The sequence below is a fragment of the Pseudomonas sp. SG-MS2 genome, from assembly GCF_009933855.1.
GTDB lineage: Bacteria > Pseudomonadota > Gammaproteobacteria > Pseudomonadales > Pseudomonadaceae > Aquipseudomonas > Aquipseudomonas putida_E.
Window position 1 is genome coordinate 1 of the sequence record NZ_MOMO01000275.1, and the last position, 14846, is coordinate 14846.

The 14846-nt window shown below is 62.0% G+C and carries 13 protein-coding genes; 3 read left to right on the forward strand and 10 right to left on the reverse strand.

All coding sequences use genetic code 11. The annotated features are described in order from the left end of the window. From bamA to rpsB, 9 genes are all read right to left on the reverse strand, one after another. Nucleotides 1–1352: outer membrane protein assembly factor BamA (bamA, locus tag BLX42_RS26270; RefSeq protein WP_161872975.1), on the reverse strand; the 1352-nt coding region annotated here is incomplete at its 3' end. A 70-nt stretch (nt 1353–1422) separates the two neighbouring features. Beyond that, nucleotides 1423–2775 (reverse strand): RIP metalloprotease RseP, encoded by a 1353-nt coding sequence (gene rseP, locus BLX42_RS26275; protein ID WP_115274038.1) that lies wholly within the window; start codon nt 2773–2775, stop codon nt 1423–1425. A gap of 61 nt (nt 2776–2836) precedes the next feature. Further along, nucleotides 2837–4027 (reverse strand): 1-deoxy-D-xylulose-5-phosphate reductoisomerase, encoded by a 1191-nt coding sequence (gene ispC, locus BLX42_RS26280; protein WP_125924500.1) that lies wholly within the window; start codon nt 4025–4027, stop codon nt 2837–2839. Continuing rightward, nucleotides 4024–4839: a phosphatidate cytidylyltransferase gene (locus BLX42_RS26285; protein WP_046784286.1), complete on the reverse strand. Its 816-nt coding sequence runs from the start codon at nt 4837–4839 to the stop codon at nt 4024–4026. The genes ispC and BLX42_RS26285 overlap by 4 nt, the downstream gene beginning before the upstream one ends. Continuing rightward, complete coding sequence (uppS, locus tag BLX42_RS26290) at nt 4839–5594, reverse strand: polyprenyl diphosphate synthase (RefSeq protein WP_046784287.1); 756 nt, start codon at nt 5592–5594, stop codon at nt 4839–4841. Before uppS ends, BLX42_RS26285 begins: the two co-directional genes overlap by 1 nt. Nucleotides 5595–5609: 15 nt before the next feature. Next, complete coding sequence (gene frr, locus BLX42_RS26295; RefSeq protein WP_008094910.1) at nt 5610–6167, reverse strand: ribosome recycling factor; 558 nt, start codon at nt 6165–6167, stop codon at nt 5610–5612. Further along, the gene (pyrH, locus tag BLX42_RS26300) at nt 6164–6907 is read right to left on the reverse strand and encodes a UMP kinase (protein ID WP_008094912.1); all 744 of its coding nucleotides are present in this window, start codon (nt 6905–6907) and stop codon (nt 6164–6166) included. The genes frr and pyrH overlap by 4 nt, the downstream gene beginning before the upstream one ends. Before the next feature lie 176 nt (nt 6908–7083). After that, on the reverse strand, nt 7084–7947 hold the full coding sequence (gene tsf, locus BLX42_RS26305) for a translation elongation factor Ts (RefSeq protein ID WP_008094914.1): 864 nt from the start codon (nt 7945–7947) through the stop codon (nt 7084–7086). 185 nt (nt 7948–8132) lie between these two features. After that, a complete protein-coding gene (gene rpsB / locus BLX42_RS26310) occupies nt 8133–8870 on the reverse strand; it encodes a 30S ribosomal protein S2 (RefSeq protein WP_012315900.1) in 738 nt (245 codons plus the stop codon). 304 nt (nt 8871–9174) lie between these two features. On the opposite strand from rpsB, the gene map reads away from it, so the two are divergent. The 3 genes from map to dapC are packed head-to-tail and all read left to right on the forward strand — an operon-like array spanning nt 9175 to nt 13923. After that, nucleotides 9175–9957, forward strand: a complete 783-nt coding sequence (map, locus tag BLX42_RS26315) for a type I methionyl aminopeptidase (RefSeq protein WP_004375406.1) — start codon at nt 9175–9177, stop codon at nt 9955–9957. 36 nt (nt 9958–9993) lie between these two features. Then, nucleotides 9994–12696 carry a [protein-PII] uridylyltransferase gene (locus BLX42_RS26320; RefSeq protein ID WP_161872976.1) on the forward strand — a complete coding sequence of 901 codons (2703 nt, stop codon included), beginning with the start codon at nt 9994–9996 and terminating at the stop codon, nt 12694–12696. Nucleotides 12697–12726: 30 nt separating this feature from the next. After that, a complete protein-coding gene (dapC, locus tag BLX42_RS26325) occupies nt 12727–13923 on the forward strand; it encodes a succinyldiaminopimelate transaminase (RefSeq protein ID WP_161872977.1) in 1197 nt (398 codons plus the stop codon). 60 nt (nt 13924–13983) lie between these two features. Here dapC and BLX42_RS26330 read toward each other — a convergent pair. Then, nucleotides 13984–14846: cation:proton antiporter (locus tag BLX42_RS26330; protein WP_178110747.1), on the reverse strand; the 863-nt coding region annotated here is incomplete at its 5' end.

Consider the following 14846-nt stretch of genomic DNA (forward strand, 5'->3'; position numbering starts at 1 on the left):
GTACCGAGGAAGTTGGTCTGGCTGATCGAGCCGCCCAGGATCAGGCCGGCGCTCTGGGCGAAGCCCACGCTGGCGGTGATCGAGCCGGATGCCTGCTCTTCGACGCTGTAGTTGACGTCGACCTGGTCGTCGGTGCCCGGCACTGGCGGGGTCTCGACGTTGACTTCCTTGAAGAAGCCCAGGCGCTCCAGGCGGGTCTTGGACTGGTCGATCAGGTAGGTCGAAGCCCAGCCGCCTTCCATCTGGCGCATTTCGCGGCGCAGCACTTCGTCTTCGGTCTTGGTGTTGCCGCGGTAGTTGATGCGGTTGACGTAGGCACGCTTGCCCGGGTCGACCACGAACATGATGTCGACGGTGTGGTCTTCGTCATTGGGCTGTGGCACGCCGTTGACGTTGGCGAAGGTATAGCCTTCGTTACCAAGGCGGCGGGTGATCAGCTCGGACGTGGTGGTCATCACCTTGCGCGAGAACACCTGGCCCGGCTGCACCAGCAGCAGCGACTTGACCTGGTCTTCCGGCACTTTCAGGTCGCCCGACAGCTTCACGTCACGAACGGTGTACTTCTCGCCTTCGTTGACGTTGACGGTGATGTAGACGTGCTTCTTGTCCGGGGTGATCGACACCTGGGTGGAAGCGATGTCCATGTTGATGTAGCCGCGGTCCAAGTAGTAGGAACGCAGGCGCTCCAGGTCACCGGAAAGTTTTTCGCGGGCGTACTTGTCGTCATTCTTGAAGAACGACAGCCAGTTGGTGGTCTTGAGCTCGATCAGCTGCGCCAGCTCTTCATCATCGAACACGGTGTTGCCGACGACGTTGATGTGCTGGATGGCAGCGACGGTGCCTTCGTTGATCTTGATCTTCAGGGCAACCCGGTTGCGCGGCTGCGGCACCACCTCGGCGTCGACCTCGGCCGAGTAGCGGCCCTGGGCCACGTACTGGCGCTGCAGTTCGTTACGCACGCCTTCGAGGGTGGCACGCTGGAAGATCTCGCCTTCGGCCAGGCCCGACTGTTTCAGGCCCTTCATCAGGTCTTCGGTGCTGATCGCGTTGTTGCCTTCAATCTCGATGCTCGACACCGACGGGCGCTCGACCACGTTGATGATCAGGACATCGCCGTCGCGGTTCAGCTGGATATCCTGGAAGAAGCCGGTCTTGAACAGCGAACGGGTCGACTCCACCAGGCGCCGGTCATCGGCCTGATCGCCCACGTTCAGGGGCAAGGCACCGAAAACGCTGCCGGCGGATACCCGCTGCAGGCCGTTGACACGAATATCGGAGATGGTGAAGGACTCGGCGTGAACTTCAGCGATCATCAATGCGGAGAGGACCGCAGTTAGCAGCAGACGTTTCATGAAGTCCTTTTATTCCAACTGGCAATAAACAACCTGCCGCAAATGGCGGCAGGTTTGCAATGCGAAGCTTTTATAGTCGACCCAGATCGTTGATCAGGGCGAGCAACATCACCCCTATGACCAAACTGATACCGATCTGGACCCCCCAACCTTGAACCCGATCCGACAATGGACGACCGCGCGCCCACTCGACCAGGTAAAACAGCAAATGCCCCCCATCCAGCACTGGAATGGGCAGCAGGTTAAGAACCCCCAGGCTAATGCTCAGGTAGGCGAGGAAATTCAGGAAATCCCCCACGCCGGACTGGGCTGAAGCGCCCGCCACTTTAGCAATGGTTATCGGTCCGCTCAAGTTTTTTACCGAGAGCTCACCGAACAGCATTTTCTTCAGGGATTCGAGGGTCAGGACGCTCATGTTCCACGTCCGGGAAAGGCCCTCGCCTACCGCATCCAGCGGACCGTAGCTGACCTCACGAAGCATGTCGGCAGGCCATTCGCCACTTTTCACCCCGGCACCCAGATAACCACCGGCAGCCTCGCCCTCACCTTTTCGTGCCAGTGTCACCGGCACATCCAGCGCTGCACCGTCGCGCTCGACACGCACCACCACCTTGGCTTCAGGGCGGGCGCGCACGCTATCGACAACCTGCTGCCAGTCAGTCAAGGCCACCCCATCGAGACTCAGCAGCCGGTCACCGGTTTTCAGACCGGCAGCCGCCGCTGGCCCTTTTGGATCGATCTCGGCCAGCACGGGCGCAACCACAGGGCGCCATGGCCGCAGCCCGAGCGACTGAATCGGATCAGGCTCGTCCGCACCCTTGAGCCAGCTGTCGAGCTTGACCTGCAACTGACGCTCGGCACTGGAGCCCTCATCGCGCACGCCAACCTGCAATGTTCCGCTTTCGCCCAGGCGACGCACCAACTGCAGGTTGACGGCCGACCAGCCACTGGTCGCCTTGCCATCGATGGACACAATTTCCTGGCCGGCAACCAGGCCCGCCGATGCTGCCAGGCTGCCTGGCTCTACCGCACCGATGACCGGACGGATCTGCTGGGTACCGAGCATCGCCAGCAACCAGAAGAAAACGATGGCCAGCAGGAAGTTGGCAATCGGACCGGCGGCGACGATGGCGATGCGCTGGCGAACCGATTTGCGATTGAATGACTGCTCGGCCAGCGCTGGCGGCACTTCGCCTTCACGCTCGTCGAGCATCTTGACGTACCCACCCAAAGGAATGGCCGCCACCACGAACTCGGTACCGTGGCGGTCATGCCAGCGCAATAGCCCGGGGCCGAAGCCCACGGAAAAGCGCAGCACCTTGACCCCGCAACGCCGGGCCACCCAGAAGTGGCCGAATTCGTGGAAAGTGACCAGTACACCCAGGGCCACCAGGGTGCCGATAATCATGTACAGCGCAGTCATGTCTTTCTCCGAATGACGTTCAGCGGAACGACTTTTCGCACATCCTCTGGGCCGGGCAGCATCAGCGGCCGTGGCGCCTCAACCACTCGCGGGACAACTCTCGGGCGCGCTGATCGGCAGCAAATACCGCATCCAGCGAAGGCACAGGCACCACGGGTTCCTGAGCCAGTACCTGTTCGATCATACCCGCGATCTCCGGGAAGCGGATACGCCGCTCAAGAAATGCATCGACCGCAACTTCGTTGGCCGCATTGAGTACCGCTGGCGCGCTGTTGCCCGCCTCGGCAGCCTGCCGTGCCAGGCGCAGGCACGGAAAGCGCAGTTCGTCGGGGGCCTGGAAATCCAGGCGAGCAATGGCGAACAGATCCAGCGGGGCCACACCAGAATCGATCCGCTCCGGCCAGGCAAGGGCGTTGGCAATGGGCGTGCGCATATCCGGGTTACCCAACTGGGCCAGCACCGAACCGTCAACGTAGTCCACCAGGGAATGGATAACGCTCTGCGGGTGCACCACCACTTCGACCTTGTCCGGCGCCGCATCGAACAACCAGCAAGCCTCGATCAGTTCCAGGCCCTTGTTCATCATGCTCGCCGAGTCCACCGAAATCTTGCGCCCCATGGACCAGTTCGGGTGGGCACAAGCCTGCTCTGGCGTGACATCGGCCAAGTCAGCCTGAGGCGTCTCGCGAAACGGCCCGCCCGAGGCTGTCAGCAGAATGCGACGCACACCCACCTGGCTCAGACCACGGTCATAGTCACCCGGCAGGCACTGGAAGATGGCATTGTGCTCGCTGTCGATCGGCAGCAGCACCGCACCACTGCGGCGCACAGCTTCCATGAACAGCGCGCCGGACATCACCAGCGCCTCCTTGTTGGCCAGCAGCACCTTCTTGCCCGCCTCGACGGCGGCCAGTGTCGGGCGCAAGCCAGCAGCGCCGACGATGGCAGCCATCACCGCATCCACTTCAGGGGCGGCCGCAACCTCACACAGGCCCGCCTCCCCTTCGAGCACCTCGGTGGCGCAGCCCGCAGCCGCCAGGCCTTCACGCAAGCGCACGGCTGCTTCGCCGTTGGGCACCACGGCATAGGCCGGGCGATGCAGCACGCACAGCGCCAGCAGTTGATCGATGCGCGAATAGCCGCTCAATGCAAATACCTGGTAGCGCTCGGGATGGCGGGCAATCACATCCAGGGTACTGAGGCCGATGGAGCCGGTGGCGCCCAGGACCGTAATGCGCTGTAGCGCTGTCACATCACACCCCATTCAGCAGCCCACAGCAATACCGCGAAAACCGGGATGGCCGCAGTCAGGCTGTCGATGCGGTCAAGCACCCCGCCATGGCCAGGCAGCAGGTTGCTGCTGTCCTTGATACCGGAGCGGCGCTTGAACATGCTCTCGGTCAGGTCACCAATCACCGATGACATGACCACCAGCGCAGCCCCCACGAGCCCCAGCAGAATCTGGCCGACGCCCCAATCGCGAGTGATGCCGACCGCAAGCGTAATCACCAGGCTGACCGCCAGGCCGCCATAGACGCCTTCCCAGCTTTTACCCGGGCTGACTTGGGCAGCCAGCTTGCGCTTGCCGAAAGCACGGCCCGAGAAGTACGCGCCGATATCGGCCGCCCACACCAGCACCATGACAGACAGGATAAGCCAGTTACCCAGCGGCCAGTGCTTGAGCAGCACCAGCCCTTGCCAGGCAGGCAGCAGGATCAGCAGACCGATCAGCAGACGGCAGGCAGCACTGGCCCACAGCTCACTGCTGCGCGGATAAGTCAGCACCAACCAGGTGGCCATACCCCACCAGATGACCGACGCACCAAGCACCCAGGGCGCCAGGTCAGGCATCAGGTAGAGCAGCATCAGCACACCGGCGACGACAGCGGCATAGGCAATGCGCAGTGGCTGGGCCATCAGCCCGGCCAGGCGCGCCCACTCCCAGGCCGCCAGGGTCACCACCAAGCCGATGAACAGAGCGAAATCCCCGCCGTTGAGCAGGAAGAAACCACCCAGCGCGACCGGCAGCAGGATCAGCGCGGTAATGATGCGTTGTTTAAGCATTAAGCACGAGCTCCAGCCTCGACCTGCTCGCTGGTCTTACCGAAGCGGCGCTGGCGCGAAGCGAAATCGGCCAGAGCATTGCGCATGGCCTCGTGTTTGAAGTCCGGCCAGTACAGGTCGGAGAAATACAGTTCGGCATAGGCCAACTGCCACAGCAGGAAGTTGCTGATGCGGTGCTCACCACCGGTGCGGATGCACAGGTCCGGCAACGGCAATTCGCCCGTCGCCAGGCAGGCTTGCAAAAGCCCTGGAGTGATGTCGTCCGGACGCAGATGGCCGGCCTGAACCTCACGCGCCAGGCGCTGGGCGGCCTGGGCAATATCCCACTGGCCACCGTAGTTGGCGGCGATCTGCAGGATGAAGCGATTATTGCCGGCGGTCTGCGCCTCGGCCTCACGCATGGCGGCCTGCAGCTCTGGATGGAAACGCGAACGGTCGCCAATGATGCGCAGGCTGATATTGTTCTCGTTCAGGCGTTTGGCCTCACGGCGCAGCGCCGAGAAGAACAGCTCCATCAACGCCCCCACTTCCTCGGCAGGGCGCTGCCAGTTCTCACTGGAGAAGGCGAACAGGGTCAGCACCTCGACCCCGGACTTGGCGCATACCTCGATAACCGCACGTACGGCATCGACGCCGGCCTTGTGCCCGGCTACGCCGGGCAACAGGCGCTTCTTCGCCCAGCGATTATTGCCATCCATGATGATCGCGACGTGTCGCGGCACCGAAGACGGTGCCGCCAGCTTGGTCTTTTCCATTAAAAAACCTCGGCCTTAGACGGCCAACAGGTCCTTTTCCTTGGCTTTGAACGCAGCGTCGATTTCGGCGACGAACTTGTCGGTCAGCTTCTGGATCTCGTCAGCAGCACGACGCTCTTCGTCTTCGCTGATTTCCTTGTCCTTGGTCAGCTTCTTCAGGTCGGCCAGGGCATCACGACGCACGTTGCGCACGGCAACCTTGGCGTCTTCGGCAACGGCGCTGGCCTGCTTGGTGTAACCCTTGCGGGTTTCCTCGGTCAGGGCCGGCATCGGTACACGGATGGTGGTGCCGGCGCTGGACGGGTTCAGGCCCAGATCGGAAGTCAGGATGGCCTTCTCGATGGCCGCGCTGAGGTTCTTGTCGTGGGCGACGATCTTCAGGGTGCGCGCATCTTCAACAGAGACTGCAGCGACCTGGTTCAGCGGCATTTCGCTGCCCCACGCCGGGACCTTGACGCTGTCCAGGATGCTTGGGTGGGCGCGACCGGTGCGGATTGACGCCAGGTTGCGGCCCAAAGCCTCGATGGACTTGCCCATGCGATCCTGAGCGTCTTTCTTGATGTCGTTGATCATTTTTGAACTTCCTCGATCAGAGTTCCTTCCGCGCCGCCATGCACGATGTTCAGCAAGGCGCCGGGTTTGTTCATGTTGAAGACGCGCAGCGGCATCTTGTGGTCGCGGCAAAGGCAGATTGCCGTGAGATCCATTACACCCAGCTTGCGATCCAGCACTTCATCGTAGGTCAGATGATCGAACTTCTCGGCATGCGGGTCCTTGAATGGATCTGCAGTGTATACACCATCGACCTTGGTTGCCTTCAATACCACGTCGGCATCGATTTCGATGGCACGCAGGCATGCGGCGGAGTCGGTGGTGAAGAACGGGTTGCCAGTACCGGCAGCGAAGATTACGACTTCTTTGGCGTTCAGGTGACGCATGGCTTTGCGGCGGTCATAGTGATCGGTCACGCCCACCATGGAAATGGCCGACATCACGATGGCGGTAATGTTCGCCCGCTCCAGCGCATCGCGCATGGCCAGGCCATTCATTACGGTCGCCAGCATGCCCATGTGGTCGCCGGTAACACGGTCCATGCCGGCTGCACTGAGCGCCGCGCCACGGAACAGGTTGCCACCGCCGATCACCAGGCCGACCTGGACACCGATGCCGACCAACTGGCCGACTTCCAAGGCCATGCGATCCAGGACCTTGGGGTCGATCCCGAACTCTTCCGAGCCCATCAGGGCCTCGCCGCTAAGTTTGAGTAGAATGCGTTTATAGCGAGCCTGATAACCACTGCCCTGCTGAGCCATTGCGAATCTCTCCTGCGGCGTTTGTAAAATTCTGGCGGGCTGCTTGAGCCTGCGTGTAACTCTAACGTGACGCAGCGACTGCGTCAGCGAGCACGGCCTTGAAAACCGCTCCCGCTTTGACAAAGAGGCTGCGCGCGTGAGCGGGCAGCCTCTTTGGGGCGACAGACGAGTCTGTCTTACTGCTTGGCGGCAGCTACCTGAGCGGCAACTTCAGCAGCGAAGTCGTCGACCGGCTTCTCGATGCCTTCGCCTACTTTGAAGTAGGTGAAGGAAACGATTTCAGCACCGGCCTTCTTGGCCAGCTCGCCGACTTTGACTTCCGGGTTCATGACGAAGGCTTGCTCTTTCAGCGAGGCTTCGGCCTTGAACTTGGTGATACGGCCGTTGATCATGTTTTCAACGATGTTTTCCGGCTTGCCGGCGATCTTGTCGGCGTTCAGCTGCAGGAAGACGTTCTTCTCGCGCTCGATGGCCTCGGCGGAGATTTCCGACGCATCCAGGAACTCTGGGTTCGAAGCTGCAACGTGCATGGCAATGTTCTTGGCCAGCTCGACGTCGCCGCCCTTGAGGACGACAACAGCACCGATCTTGTTACCGTGCAGGTAAGCACCGACAACGTCACCCTCAACGCGCACCAGGCGACGGATGTTGACGTTCTCGCCGCACTTGGCGACCAGGGCTTCACGAGCAGCTTCGCGCGAGGCGATCAGCGGAGCGGCATCGGTCAGCTTCTGGGCGAAAGCTTCTTCGAGGCTTTCAGCGACGAAGTTCTTGAAGTCGTCTTGCAGAGCCAGGAAGTCGGTCTGCGAGTTGACTTCCAGCAGGACGGCGGATTTACCGTCGGTCTTGACGGCGATCGCGCCTTCGGCAGCGACGTTGCCAGCCTTTTTGGCGGCCTTGATGGCGCCCGAGGCACGCATGTCGTCAATGGCTTTTTCGATGTCGCCGCCGGCCTTTTCCAGGGCCTTTTTGCAATCCATCATGCCTTCGCCGGTACGCTCGCGCAGTTCTTTGACCAGCGCTGCAGTAATTGCTGCCATTTCAAAATCCTCTTGGAAAGTTTTTCAACCATTCCACCCGCTCATCACGGGCGTTCAATTCTGCAAATCCGCTGTTTCAACCTCAGCCGGCCCATAATGCGGGGCGCTTGCTGACAGCAGGATTTCAAGGTGGCAAAAAGGGGGCCAAGCCCCCTTTTTGCGTGCCAAGCAGACGCTAGCGTCTATTACTCGGCAGCAGGTGCAGCCGCTTCTTCAGCGTAGACTTCGGTGCCGCCAGCAACGTTGTTGCGGCCGCGGATGACGGCGTCAGCCATCGAAGTCATGTACAGCTCGATAGCGCGAATGGCGTCATCGTTACCTGGGATGATGTAGTCAACACCTTCTGGGCTGCTGTTGGTATCGACAACGCCGATAACCGGGATACCCAGCTTGTTGGCTTCGGTGATGGCAATGCGCTCGTGGTCAACGTCGATCACGAACAGGGCATCAGGCAGGCCGCCCATGTCCTTGATACCACCCAGGCTGCGGTCCAGCTTTTCCAGATCGCGCGAACGCATCAGGGCTTCTTTCTTGGTCAGCTTGGCAAAAGTGCCGTCTTCGGCCTGGGTTTCCAGGTCGCGCAGACGCTTGATCGAAGCGCGGATGGTTTTGTAGTTGGTCAGCATGCCGCCCAACCAGCGGTGGTCAACGTATGGCGAACCGCAACGAGCAGCTTGCTCGGCGACGATCTTGCCGGCGGAACGCTTGGTGCCGACGAACATGATCTTGTTCTTGCCCTGGGCCAGGCGTTCTACGAACGACAGAGCGTCGTTGAACATTGGCAGGGTTTTTTCCAGGTTGATGATGTGGATCTTGTTACGCGCGCCGAAAATGTACTTGCCCATTTTCGGGTTCCAGTAACGGGTCTGGTGGCCGAAGTGCACACCGGCCTTCAGCATATCGCGCATGTTGACTTGGGACATGATAGTTCCTTGATAAGTCGGGTTGGGCCTCCACGTATCCCAATGACCAACCCACGCACCCGAACAAGAACTTCGAGAATGCGGGGCACCCAGGTCATCGTGTCGACACGTGTGTGGGTTTGAGCTGACGGGGTCGTCCCCGAAAGCGGCGCATGTTATACCACAGACCGCCAACGAACGGAACCCGCAGAAGTGAACTGTGAATCCAGCCTCAAGCTTGATGCTGGGTTCGCAGCCGCCCTCTGATAGAATAAGGGCCTTTTCCGTTTGTTCGCGCCGCCTGCGGCGCCGTAGAGAGCCAGTAATGACCGTTACCATCAAGACCGCAGAAGACATCGAGAAGATGCGCATCGCCGGCCGCCTGGCCGCCGAAGTGCTGGAAATGATCGAAGAACACGTCAAGCCCGGTGTCACCACCGAAGAGCTCGACCGCCTGTGCCACGACTACATCGTCAACGTGCAGCAGGCCATTCCGGCACCGCTCAACTACAAGGGCTACCCCAAGTCGATCTGCACCTCGATCAACCACGTGGTGTGCCACGGCATCCCCAACGACAAGCCGCTCAAGGACGGGGACACGCTGAACATCGATGTCACCGTGATCAAGGACGGCTACCACGGCGACACCAGCCGCATGTTCCACGTCGGTACCGTGCCGGTATGGGCCGAGCGCCTGTCCAAAGTCACCCAGGAGTGCATGTACAAGGCCATCGAGCTGGTCAAGCCTGGCTGCCGCCTGGGCGATATCGGTGAAGTGATCCAGAAGCACGCTGAGAAGAACGGCTTTTCGGTGGTGCGTGAATTCTGCGGCCACGGCATCGGCAAGGTGTTCCACGAAGAACCGCAGATCCTCCACTACGGCCGTGCCGGCACCGGCATGGAGCTCAAAGAGGGCATGACCTTCACCATCGAACCGATGATCAACCAGGGCAAGGCCGACACCAAGGTGCTGGGCGACGGCTGGACCGCCATCACCAAGGACCGCAAGCTCTCGGCGCAGTGGGAGCACACCCTGGTGGTGACCGCCACCGGCTACGAGATCTTCACCCTGCGCAAGGACGACACCATCCCGCGCACTTCGGCCTGAGTTCACGCCAAAGCCTCTACGACAGGAACGCGATGCATGCCCCAGGTGGATCCCGAGCTGTTCGACCGCGGCCAGTTCCAGGCGGAACTGGCCCTCAAGGCGAGCCCCATCGCCGCTTTCAAGAAGGCCATCCGCCAGGCCGGCGAGGTGCTCGACAGGCGTTTCCGTGACGGCCGCGACATCCGCCGGCTGATCGAGGACCGCGCCTGGCTCGTCGACAACATCCTGCAACAGGCCTGGAAGCAGTTCGACTGGGGCGACGCTGACGGTATCGCCCTGGTAGCGGTCGGGGGCTATGGGCGCGGTGAACTGCACCCGCACTCGGACATCGACCTGCTGATCCTGCTGCGCGACGCCGAACACGAGCAGTACCGCGACGCCATCGAGCGCTTCCTGACACTGCTGTGGGACATGGGCCTTGAAGTGGGCCAGAGCGTGCGTACCGTGGACGAGTGTGCCGAACAGGCCCGCGCCGACCTGACGGTCATCACCAACATGATGGAAAGCCGCACCATCGCCGGCCCCGAAGCCCTGCGCCAGCGCATGCTCGAAGTCACCAGCACCGGGCACATGTGGCCGAGCAAGGAGTTCTTCCTGGCCAAGCGCGCCGAACTCAAGGCCCGCCACCACAAGTACAACGACACCGAGTACAACCTCGAGCCCAATGTAAAAGGCTCGCCCGGCGGCCTTCGCGACATCCAGACAGTCCTTTGGGTAGCCCGTCGCCAGTACGGCACCCTGAACCTGCACGCCCTCGCTGGCGAAGGCTTCCTGCTGGAAAGCGAAAACGAACTGCTGGCCTCCTCCCAGGACTTTTTGTGGAAGGTGCGCTACGCCCTGCACATGCTCGCCGGCCGCGCCGAAGATCGCCTGCTGTTCGACCACCAGCGCAGCATCGCCGCACTGCTGGGCTACAGCGACGAAAACCCCAAACGCGCCATCGAACAGTTCATGCAGCAGTACTACCGGGTGGTGATGAGCATCAGCCAGTTGTGCGACCTGATCATCCAGCACTTCGAGGAAGTCATCCTCGCCGACGATGACAGTGGCACCACCCAGCCGCTGAATGCGCGCTTCCGCCTGCACGACGGCTATATCGAAGCGGTCAACGCCAACGTTTTCAAGCGCACGCCGTTCGCCATGCTGGAGATCTTCGTGCTGATGGCGCAGCACCCGGAAATCAAGGGCGTGCGCGCTGACACCGTGCGCCTGCTGCGCGAGCACCGGCACCTGATCGACGACACCTTCCGCAACGATATCCGCAACACCAGCCTGTTCATCGAGCTGTTCAAGTGCGAAATCGGCATCCATCGCAACCTGCGGCGAATGAACCGCTACGGCATCCTCGGCCGCTACCTGCCAGAGTTCGGCCTGATCGTCGGGCAGATGCAGCACGACCTGTTCCACATCTATACGGTCGATGCGCACACCCTCAACCTCATCAAGCACCTGCGCAAGCTGCAGTACACGCCGGTGTCCGAAAAATTCCCGCTGGCCAGCAAGCTCATGGGCCGCCTGCCCAAGCCTGAGCTCATCTACCTGGCCGGGCTGTACCACGACATCGGCAAAGGCCGTCAGGGCGACCACTCCGAACTGGGCGCTGTGGACGCGAAGAAGTTCTGCGAGCGCCATCAATTGCCCGCCTGGGATAGCCGCCTGATCGTCTGGCTGGTGCAGAACCACCTGGTGATGTCCACCACCGCCCAACGCAAGGACCTGTCCGACCCGCAGGTGATCAACGATTTCGCCCTGCATGTCGGCGACGAGACGCGCCTGGACTACCTCTACGTGCTGACCGTGGCCGACATCAACGCCACCAATCCCAGCCTGTGGAACTCCTGGCGCGCCAGCCTGCTGCGCCAGCTGTACAGCGAGACCAAACGCGCCTTGCGTCGCGGCCTGGAAAACCCGCTGGACCGCGAGGAGCAGATCCGCCAGACACAGAGTGCTGCGCTGGATATCCTCGTGCGCGAGGGCACCGACCCGGACGACGTCGAGCAACTCTGGTCGCAACTGGGTGACGACTACTTCCTCAAGCACAACGCCGCCGATGTGGCCTGGCACAGTGATGCGATCCTGCAGCAGCCCGCCGACGGGGGGCCGCTGGTACTGATCAAGGAAACCACACAGCGGGAGTTCGAGGGCGGCACGCAGATCTTCATCTACGCCCCCGACCAGCACGATTTCTTCGCCGTGACCGTGGCGGCCATGTCGCAGCTCAACCTGAACATCCATGACGCGCGCATCATCACCTCGAGCAGCCAGTTCACGCTCGACACCTACATCGTGCTCGACAATGACGGCGGCTCCATCGGCGATAACCCGCAACGGGTCAAGCAGATCCGCGACGGCCTGACCGAGGCGCTGCGCAACCCCGAGGACTACCCGACCATCATCCAGCGACGGGTACCCCGCCAGCTCAAGCATTTCAACTTCCCGCCGCAGGTGACCATCCTCAACGATGCACAGCGGGCGGTGACCATCCTTGAGATCACCGCGCCGGACCGCCCGGGGCTGCTGGCGCGGATCGGGCGGATCTTCCTGGAGTTCGACCTGTCACTGCAGAACGCCAAGATCGCCACCCTCGGCGAACGCGTGGAAGACGTATTCTTCATTACCGATGCCGACAACCAGCCGCTGTCCGACCCGCAGCTGTGCAGCCGCCTGCAGGAAGCGATCGTGCAGCAGCTGCAGGCCGGCCAGGCCAGCGATGCCAGCCCGACTCGCGTGACCTTTTAACGATTAGACGATTGACGAGACCTTGCGCCGATGAACCATGCCTTGACCCAGCTTCAGCCCTACCCGTTCGAGAAACTCCGCGCCCTGCTGGGCAGCGTGAAGCCCGCGGCGGACAAGCGCGCCATCGCCCTGTCGATCGGTGAGCCGAAGCACGCATCCCCGGCGTTCGTCGCCCAGGCCATGGCCGACAACCTCGACAAGCTGGCGGTCTACCCCAGCACCATCGGCCTGCCAGAGCTGCGCCAGGCCATCGGCCAATGGTGCGAACGCCGGTTCGGCGTGCCGAGCGGCTGGCTGGACGCGGACCGCCATGTGCTGCCGGTCAACGGCACCCGTGAAGCGCTGTTCGCCTTCACCCAGGCCGTGGTCAACCGCGCCGATGATGGCCTGGTGGTCAGCCCCAACCCGTTCTACCAGATCTACGAAGGCGCGGCCCTGCTCGCCGGCGCCACCCCGCATTACCTGCCGTGCCTGGAAAACAACGGTTTCAACCCGGACTTCGATGCCGTACCCGCCGAGGTATGGAAACGCTGCCAGATCCTGTTCCTGTGCTCACCGGGCAACCCCACCGGCGCACTGGTACCGATGGACACCCTGAAGAAGCTGATCGCACTGGCCGACGAGCATGATTTCGTGATCGCCGCCGATGAATGCTACAGCGAGCTGTACTTCGACGAAGACGCGCCACCACCGGGCCTGCTCAGTGCCTGTGCCGAACTGGGCCGCAGTGATTTCAAGCGTTGCGTGGTATTCCACAGCCTGTCCAAGCGCTCCAACCTGCCGGGCCTGCGTTCGGGCTTCGTTGCCGGCGACGCGGCCATCATCAAGCCGTTCCTGCTGTACCGCACCTACCATGGCTGCGCCATGCCGGTGCAGACCCAGCTGGCCAGCATCGCCGCCTGGCAGGATGAAGCGCATGTGCGCGAAAACCGCGACCTATACCGCGCCAAATACGATGCCGTGCTGGATATCCTGCAGCCCGTGCTGGACGTACAGCGGCCCGATGGCAGTTTCTACCTGTGGGCCAAGGTACCGGGGTGCGATGCCGACTTCACGCGTGACCTGTTCCAAGCCCAGCATGTGACGGTGGTACCTGGTTCGTACCTGTCGCGCGAAGTGGATGGCGTGAACCCGGGGGCCGGGCGGGTACGCATGGCACTGGTCGCACCATTGGCCGAGTGCATCGAGGCGGCTGAGCGGATTCGTGCGTTTGTGCAAACCCGTTGATTGACCGAGTGCCGCACTGTAGCTCAAACACCGGCTCGCCGGCGCTTGAGCTACAGCGGCTCATTTGACTGCCCCCAGGTTCGCCTCGCTCAAGTCCAGCTCCCCCAACACTTGCCGCACCACCTCATCACCAACCAGATGCTGGCGATGCAGGTTATACAATTCCAACCGCTGCGCCCGAAGCGCCCGCAGGCGCAGACGTCGTTCCAGCAAGTCCATCTGCTCCGCCAAGGCCCTCGCCTCGGCCGTGTCGTTGTAACTGTCCAGCTCATCGCGGTATTCGGCCATCAACCTTGCCTTGAGCTCGGTGGCCAGGGTCGCCTGCGCCGCATCCTGAGGTGCGCTGGCATCAACCACGTCCTCGGCCTCCAGGGCATGAATCGCAGCCTCGGCCGTGCGCCGCCAGGCTTCCTGCACCTCCTGATGCAGCCGTTCGTCCGGGCTTCGGGTGACGCCTCTCAAGAGAAAGGGCAACGCCACGCAGGCGCTGACCAGCGACAGCAAGATGACGCCGGCAGCGATGAAAATCAGCAGGTCGCGCTCCGGGAAAGCCTGGCCTGCCCCGATCAGCAGCGGTATCGACATCACACCCGCCAGCGTCACCGCACCCCGCACCCCGCCAAGGGTCAGCAACCAGCATGAGCGCGCCGTGGGCATCAGCACCAGTGCCGGCTTGCCGCGCCAGCGACGCACTACCCCGACCGCCCGCCAGATGCTTTGTACCCAGATGAAACGCAGCAGGATCAGCGCCGCAAAGATCGCCAGCACATCCAGGCAACGCCATGCCAGTGTCGGCCAGAGGGTAGGTTCGTGACTGACCACCGCCTTGATGATGTCCGGCAATTGCAGGCCCAACAGCAGGAAGATCAGGCCATTGAAGGCGAATTCCAGTAGCGACCAGACGCTACGGTTGAGCAGGCGGG